This is a genomic window from Sphingopyxis sp. (assembly GCF_050725655.1).
In the GTDB taxonomy this organism is placed as follows: Bacteria; Pseudomonadota; Alphaproteobacteria; order Sphingomonadales; family Sphingomonadaceae; genus Sphingopyxis.
The window spans coordinates 1-3,381 of record NZ_JBOHHT010000093.1; the positions used below are offsets into that span (position 1 = coordinate 1).

General features: G+C 63.5%; 4 protein-coding genes. 3 read left to right on the forward strand and 1 reads right to left on the reverse strand.

Features of this window, described 5'->3' with window-relative positions:
• Nucleotides 1-37 precede the first annotated feature (37 nt).
• The 3 genes from ACREBX_RS14335 (at nt 38) to ACREBX_RS14345 (ending at nt 2,428) form a co-directional block, all read left to right on the forward strand.
• Nucleotides 38-496 carry a hypothetical protein gene (locus tag ACREBX_RS14335; RefSeq protein WP_431562425.1) on the forward strand — a complete coding sequence of 153 codons (459 nt, stop codon included), beginning with the start codon at nt 38-40 and terminating at the stop codon, nt 494-496.
• A 418-nt stretch (nt 497-914) separates the two neighbouring features.
• A complete protein-coding gene (locus ACREBX_RS14340; RefSeq protein WP_431562426.1) occupies nt 915-1,604 on the forward strand; it encodes an aspartate/glutamate racemase family protein in 690 nt (229 codons plus the stop codon).
• 302 nt (nt 1,605-1,906) lie between these two features.
• Complete coding sequence (locus tag ACREBX_RS14345) at nt 1,907-2,428, forward strand: hypothetical protein (protein WP_431562423.1); 522 nt, start codon at nt 1,907-1,909, stop codon at nt 2,426-2,428.
• Nucleotides 2,429-2,451: 23 nt separating this feature from the next.
• On the opposite strand, the gene ACREBX_RS14350 is transcribed toward ACREBX_RS14345, so the two are convergent.
• On the reverse strand, nt 2,452-3,333 hold the full coding sequence (locus ACREBX_RS14350; protein WP_431562424.1) for a LysR family transcriptional regulator: 882 nt from the start codon (nt 3,331-3,333) through the stop codon (nt 2,452-2,454).
• Nucleotides 3,334-3,381: the final 48 nt, after the last annotated feature.

The following is a 3,381-nucleotide window of genomic DNA, read 5'->3' on the forward strand; positions in this document are numbered from 1 at the left end:
GCGGCGCTGGGCCTCCCTTTTCCTGATCGTGGCGGCGATGCCCGTGGCGGCGCTTGCCGCCAGCCCCACCGCGCTCGGCATTTTCGACGGCTGGGGCGCGTTTCGCGATCCCGGGCCCCCGCGCTGCTACGCCCTCGCCGCGCCCTCGGCGACGATCGGCACGCCGAAGGTCAAAGCCTATGCGAGCGTCGGTTATTGGCCGAAGTCGCGCATCCGCGGGCAATTCTATGTCCGCCTGTCGAAAGAGCGCGCGCCCGGGCGCGAGCTGCGCCTGACGATCGGCGGCCGCCGCTTCATCCTGACCGGCAACGGCGCGCACGGCTGGGCCAGCGACCCGCGAATGGACGCCGCGATCGTCGCCGCGATGCGATCGGCGCCGAGCATGAGCGCCGAAAGCGGCACCGCGACCGGCGGCGCGATCGCCGACACCTACCGGCTGCGCGGCGCTGCGACCGCGATCGATGCGGCGGCGCTGGGGTGTGCGAAGCTGCGGTGAAGCGCTTTGGAGAAGTGGCGGAATTCTGCGCAACTTTACACGCGATTCACGTTTTGCCTTCCCGTTCGTCGTCCCGGACTTGATCCGGGATCCATAAGACGCACCGGCAGAAGCTGGGCCCCGGATCAAGTCCGGGGTGACGAAAGAAGGAAAGGCGGCGCGTCTTTGAAACGGCGGAAAACTGCGTAACTTTATTCGGAAATGACCGTGCAAGGCGTTGACGAGATCCGCCCACCCGCTGCGCCCCGGCGAAAGCCAGGGTCCAGACGTCCCGCGCTTGCTTGCGATAGCTGGGCCCCGGCTTTCGCCGGGGAGCACAGATATGGGGATTGGAGAAAAAGCTGCGTCGCGCGTCATCGCCGGGCAGGCTAGATCGGCGCAATATTGTAGGACAGCGTTTTCGGAACGGACGGATATGATGAAGACAATCGGCCTGATCGGCGGCTTGAGCTGGAAAAGCTCGGCGCAATATTACCGGCTGCTCAACGAAGGCGTGCGGGCGCGGCTCGGCGGGCTACATTCGGCGCGCATCCTGTTGCTGTCGCTCGATTTCGCGCCCATCGCCGAATTGCAGGCGAGCGGCGACTGGGACGTGCTCGACGGGCAGATGGCGGACGCCGCGCGATCCTTGACGGCGGGGGGAGCCGAACTGCTCTTGATCTGTGCGAATACGATGCACCTGTGCGCCGAGGCGGTCGAGGCGGCGACCCGGGTGCCGCTTCTCCACATCGCCGACCCCGCCATCGCGGCCGTCCAGGCGGCAGGCTTTTCGCGCGTCGGGCTGCTCGGCACCGCCTTCACGATGGAAAAGCCCTTCTATACGGCGCGGATGGCGGAGGCGGGAATCGAGGCGATGATCCCCGGCGACGCCGATCGCGCGATCGTCCACCGCATCATTTACGACGAACTGGTCCAGGGCGTGGTTCGCGACGCATCGCGCGCCGAATATCGGCGGATCATCGCCTCGCTGATCGCCGACGGCGCCGAGGCGATCGTCCTCGGCTGCACCGAAATCATGCTGCTGATCGGCGAAGCGGATAGCGCGGTGCCGCTGTTCGACACGCTGGCGCTGCACGTCGATGCCGCGGTCGAGCGCGCGCTCGCCTGATGCCGCGATAAGAGATAAGAAATGTCGGAATTTCGCCTAACTTAACACTGGAATCGCATCGGGGAGCGTCGAGACGCGCGCCTAAAGACAAAAAGGACGTCAATACGCAGCGCGAAATTGAATCCTTTGTGTCCTTAACCTGCGAGCGACGCGATAGCGATATGAGCGGGTGGATGAGGGCGGTTGCGGGGTCCATCCACCAGCTTGGACCACAGTCATCCTTTTTTAGGACGGCAGCTTTTTTTGCGGTTGTTGTCCGATCCAATATTTTGAGCAAAGCCCCCGCCGGGGGAGGGGCCACAATGGAGAATGAGAAGCTACTGCTAACGCCGAGAGAAAGAGCCGCCCTTGAGCGGACGGGCGCGATAATTATTGGAGCGCCCACAGTCGATGACGCTTTATATGACGAACTATCACTGGCCGAACAATATGACCTTGACGATGCTGAGAGCCCGAACCCGTTCATAAGGTCATCAAAGCGCGTTCGCAACGCTCCAACCCTTTGGCGGCTCAATGGATTTGGTGTCGGCTTATACGGGTGGCTCAGCGACCCTGATATTCCGCAAGGAATGATAAAGCTCTATTTTTTCTCGGCGTTATGGATACCCATCCTGCCTCTATGCGCTTTTTCGGTCGATAGAGCGGGAGATGGGTTTCTCTTTTACCGCAAGATCGGTTTGATCGGGCTAGCCAAAACGTTTCGGTGGAGAGTCTTCGGTCTGTACGCGACCGCGATATTTGAAGGCGCCGCATGGATGGTGCTGTTTGTCGGACTTATCCTTGCCGTGTTCGGAGCACTGCATTGGCTTAGAGACCGCCTATAGGATTGGTCTGTCCAAAGGGCGTGCTATCCCCGCGCCAGCTTACCCAATTCCCTAGCAAGAAAATCGAGGACCAGCCGCACGCGGGGAACGTGGCGTAGCCGTTCGTGGGTCAAGAGCCACAGACCCGTGGTGTCTTCGGTCTTCGGCGGAATGCAGCGGATCAGGTCGGGTTCGCGCTCGGCGATGAAGCCGGGCAGGATGGTGAGCCCCATGCCCGAGCGCACGCCCGCGAGCAGGCCCGACCCCGAATCATATTGCATCACCACCGAATCCTCGAGCCGATATTGCCGCAGCCACGCCAGATAGGGCTCCCAGACCGCGCCGCCGCCGCCGATGAAGGGGTGGGTGGCAAGCTCCTCGCGGCTGTGCGGGATGCCGTGAAGATCGGCGTAGGACCGGCTGCAATAGACGGTCCAGGGATTGTCGGCGATGCGCCGCCCGACAAGGCCCGCGCCGGCGGGCTGCTTGCTGCTGCGGATCGCGATGTCCGCGGCGCCGGCGGCAAGGTCGCGCGGTTCGTCCGTCGTATCGAGATGGATGTGGATGCCGGGATGCGCGGCGCGCAGGTCGCGCAGGATCGGCGGCAGGATGGTCACCGCGAAGATTTCCATCGTCGTCAGACTGACCGTGCCGCCCGCGTCGCGCGAGCGGGCGCCTGCTGCTTCGCCGAAACGGTCGGCGGCATCGCGCACGGCGACGGCGCTCGCCATCATCGCCTCGCCGACCGGGGTCAGCGCATAACCCGCCTGCCGCCGTTCGAAGAGGATGACGCCCGTTGCCTCCTCAAGCGCGGCGATGCGCCGGGCGACGGTCGTCTGACTGACGCGCAGCGCCTGCGCAGCCGATAGCGTACTGCCGGTCTCCGCTACCGCGAGAAAGGCTTTGAGGTCGTTCCAGTCATACATGATGTCTTGTGCGTCATAATGGGCTTAGCGGCATTCTGCAATTTTGCA

What these genes read in the sequence shown, in the direction of transcription:
- ACREBX_RS14350 (WP_431562424.1), bottom strand. Translation starts at nt 3,333, where the DNA reads ATGTATGACTGGAACGACCTCAAAGCCTTTCTCGCGGTAGCGGAGACC.
- ACREBX_RS14335 (WP_431562425.1), top strand. Translation starts at nt 38, where the DNA reads ATGCCCGTGGCGGCGCTTGCCGCCAGCCCCACCGCGCTCGGCATTTTC.
- ACREBX_RS14340 (WP_431562426.1), top strand. Translation starts at nt 915, where the DNA reads ATGAAGACAATCGGCCTGATCGGCGGCTTGAGCTGGAAAAGCTCGGCG.
- ACREBX_RS14345 (WP_431562423.1), top strand. Translation starts at nt 1,907, where the DNA reads ATGGAGAATGAGAAGCTACTGCTAACGCCGAGAGAAAGAGCCGCCCTT.